General features: G+C 67.1%; 4 protein-coding genes. 2 read left to right on the top strand and 2 right to left on the bottom strand.

Going from position 1 to position 3,016, the window contains the following annotated elements:
- The coding region (locus ACRDUX_RS32580; RefSeq protein WP_526420278.1) for a 3'-5' exonuclease at positions 1–703 on the top strand (703 nt) is incomplete at its 5' end.
- On the opposite strand, the gene ACRDUX_RS32575 is transcribed toward ACRDUX_RS32580, so the two are convergent.
- Together ACRDUX_RS32575 and ACRDUX_RS32570 are read right to left on the bottom strand one after the other, a co-directional pair.
- Entirely contained in the window at positions 700–1,335 is a 636-nt protein-coding gene (locus ACRDUX_RS32575; protein WP_526420276.1) for a hypothetical protein, read from the bottom strand. The two genes, ACRDUX_RS32580 and ACRDUX_RS32575, sit on opposite strands and share 4 nt — an antisense overlap.
- Before the next feature lie 3 nt (positions 1,336–1,338).
- Entirely contained in the window at positions 1,339–2,412 is a 1,074-nt protein-coding gene (locus ACRDUX_RS32570; RefSeq protein WP_526420274.1) for a M23 family metallopeptidase, read from the bottom strand.
- A gap of 233 nt (positions 2,413–2,645) precedes the next feature.
- On the opposite strand from ACRDUX_RS32570, the gene ACRDUX_RS32565 reads away from it, so the two are divergent.
- Positions 2,646–3,016: ATP-grasp domain-containing protein (locus ACRDUX_RS32565; RefSeq protein ID WP_526420272.1), on the top strand; the 371-nt coding region annotated here is incomplete at its 3' end.

The following is a 3,016-nucleotide window of genomic DNA, read 5'->3' as shown; positions in this document are numbered from 1 at the left end:
GGCCAACGCGGCGGCTCTTCGCGAGGAGTCACCCGAACTTCAGGACGAGGACGTCCCCGACACCGGCGTGCTGGCCCAGTTCCTGGAGCGGGTGTCCCTGGTGGCCGACGCCGACGGGATACCCGAGCACGGGGCGGGCGTGGTGACCATGATGACGCTGCACACCGCCAAGGGCCTCGAGTTCCCCATCGTGTTCGTCACGGGGTGGGAGGACGGCATGTTCCCGCACATGCGGGCCCTCGGCGATCCTCTCGAACTGTCCGAGGAGCGGCGGCTCGCCTACGTCGGAATCACCCGGGCCCGGCTGCGGCTGTATCTGAGCCGGGCGAAGGTGCGGTCGTCGTGGGGACAGCCGATGCTCAATCCCGAATCCCGGTTCCTGCGCGAGATTCCGCAGGAGCTCATCGACTGGCGTCGCGTCGAAGCGCCGCAGTCCTCGCTCAGCGCGCCCGGCCGGGTCTCGTCGGGTGGTGCGGGGGGAACTTTCGGTTCGCCGCGGCCGTCACCGGCGCGCACGTCGGGTGCCCGCAACCGTCCGATCATCACGCTGGAGCCGGGCGACCGCGTCAACCACGACAAGTACGGGCTCGGCCGGGTCGAGGAGGTGTCCGGGATGGGCGAATCCGCGATGTCGCTCATCGACTTCGGCAGCGCGGGCCGGGTCAAGCTGATGCACAACCACGCGCCGATTCAGAAGCTCTAGCGGCACCATCGGCCGGTGGCTGGCAGCAGCGCCAGGACCACGCTGGCGACGGGCAGCACCGGGAGGCCGTAGACCATCCGCGGCAGGTCCGCGCCTGCGACGAAGAGCCCGGCAAAGATCATCAGCGCGACGATGGCGCCGACGACGATCAGCAGCCGTCCGATGCGTTGGCGCAGCAGTAGGGAGATGAGGCCGCCGATGGTCGCCGCCGCGGATACCGCGGTCAGGAAACCGATTGCGATGCAAAATAATTCGTCGGTACTCCACCAACCGCTGATGAGTGATGTGGCAATGACCGCGGTGGCCCAGCCGCTGACGATGCTGACGGCGGCGGTGGCAGACGCCGCGAACGGGCCCTGACTCCTGGCTGCAGGCAAACCGATGGCCAGGGGAGTGGCGCGCGGGATGTAACTCGTCTGGGGCTCGTCGGCGAGGCCCGGCTCTGAGTGAATCGGCGCGGGGATCGCCGCGAAGGAACCGGTGGGGTGTCGGCGAATGATGCCGGTCTGCTGTTCCGACGGGACCGCGGGAGGCGGGACGGCGGGAGGTGGGACGGCGGGAGGTGGAGCGGCGGCGTCGGCCTGCCGCCGGATGATGCGGGTTTCGTCGGAGGGGGGTCCGCCGGACGTCAATGGTCAGCCGACATAGCTGCCGGGGCTGAGACCCTTCGCGGCGAGCCAAGGCACTGGATCGATGTAATCGGTGCCGTTGCGCAGAACCGAGAAGTGCAGGTGCGGTCCGGTGGACTGGCCGCGGTTGCCGATGGTGGCGATCTGATCGCCCGCCATCACGCGTTCGCCGACGGTGACGAGCCAGGTGTTGATGTGGCCGTACAGCGTCACGGTGCCGTCGGAGTGGCGGATCTTGACCCAGGCCCCGTAACCGGCGGTTGGTCCGACGTCGGTCACCACGCCGTCCTCTGCGGCCAGGATCGGGGTGCCGATCGCGTTGGCGATGTCGATGCCCGCATGCAGGACACCCCATCGGTAGCCGAAGCCCGACGTCCACACCCCCTTGGCGGGGAAGACGTACTCCGGCCGGGTGAGGCGTGCCTCGCGCTGCGCGCGCTCTGCCGCGAAGGCGGCGCCGTTGGCGAGTTCCTCGCTGTGCACCGCTTCGACGGCGGCGGGTGCGACCGTCACGATCTGCATGCCGTCGCCCGAGCCCGTGACGCCCTCGTCGACGAACGCGTTGGGTCCCGCGGCGATCATGTGGTCAGCAGCGGTCGAATCGGCGGCACCGGCCAGCGAGTAGCCGGCAGCAGCGGTCGCGCCAACGGCCATCGCCGCGGCGACGAGGCGGCCCTTGACGGCTCCGCCGTCGACCTTGCGGTGCAGCCCGCGGCGCCCCGACATGTCGATGATGTCGGTGTTCTCCATGCCATCGCTGACATCGGTGTGGCTGTCGCGGTATGCCCGTGCCGAAAGGCGGTCCTCGGCGTCGCCGGACCGGAACTGCGATGGCACGGCCAGGCGGAGCGGAACGAGGTCGTCGGTGGCGTGCATGTCGTCGAGCTCGGGAGCGCGGATGACGCGGGACTCGCGATCGAATGCCGAGGCGTTGCTGAAGTCGAGATCGTCGAGATCGCCGAACTCGTTGAACGGGATGATGTCGGTGATGGTGGCGTCGAACTGGGTCGTCGATGGCGCTCTTGAAGCCTTTGACGAACCTTGCTCAGCCAACCCAAATGTCCTTCGCGCCGTGACCATACCGTTACTCAGACCAGAGGCACGTTAACCAAATTCCAATGTTGGTGGCAACCCGTGAACTAATTCCACCGAATATTGTGACTTGTATCACTACATCGGGCCGGTGACATGTACCACATGACCGATGGGCGGTGTGGGTGCTTTCGGCGCGTGTGGATAAAGTTCCCCCCGAGCCAAACAGGTCAAGACGTAGGTAACGAATCCAACAGTCAAAGTAGACAGACGGTGAGCCAATGGATCTCTTCGAATACCAGGCGAAGGAGCTGTTCGCCAAGCACAACGTCCCCACGACGCCGGGCCGGGTGACCGACTCCGCGGACGACGCCAAGGCGATCGCCGAGGAAATCGGCAAGCCCGTGATGGTCAAGGCGCAGGTGAAGGTCGGCGGCCGCGGCAAGGCGGGCGGCGTGAAGTACGCGGCCACCCCCGACGACGCCCTCACTCACGCACAGAACATCCTCGGCCTCGACATCAAGGGTCACGTGGTCAAGAAGTTGCTGGTCGCCGAGGCCAGTGACATCGCCGAGGAGTACTACATCTCCTTCCTGCTCGACCGCTCCAACCGCACCTACCTGGCCATGTGCTCGGTCGAGGGCGGCATGGA

The organism is Mycobacterium sp. (assembly GCF_050701675.1).
GTDB lineage: Bacteria > Actinomycetota > Actinomycetes > Mycobacteriales > Mycobacteriaceae > Mycobacterium.
The sequence above is the reverse complement of the archived record's forward strand: the minus strand, read 5'-3'. Positions and strand labels throughout refer to the sequence as shown.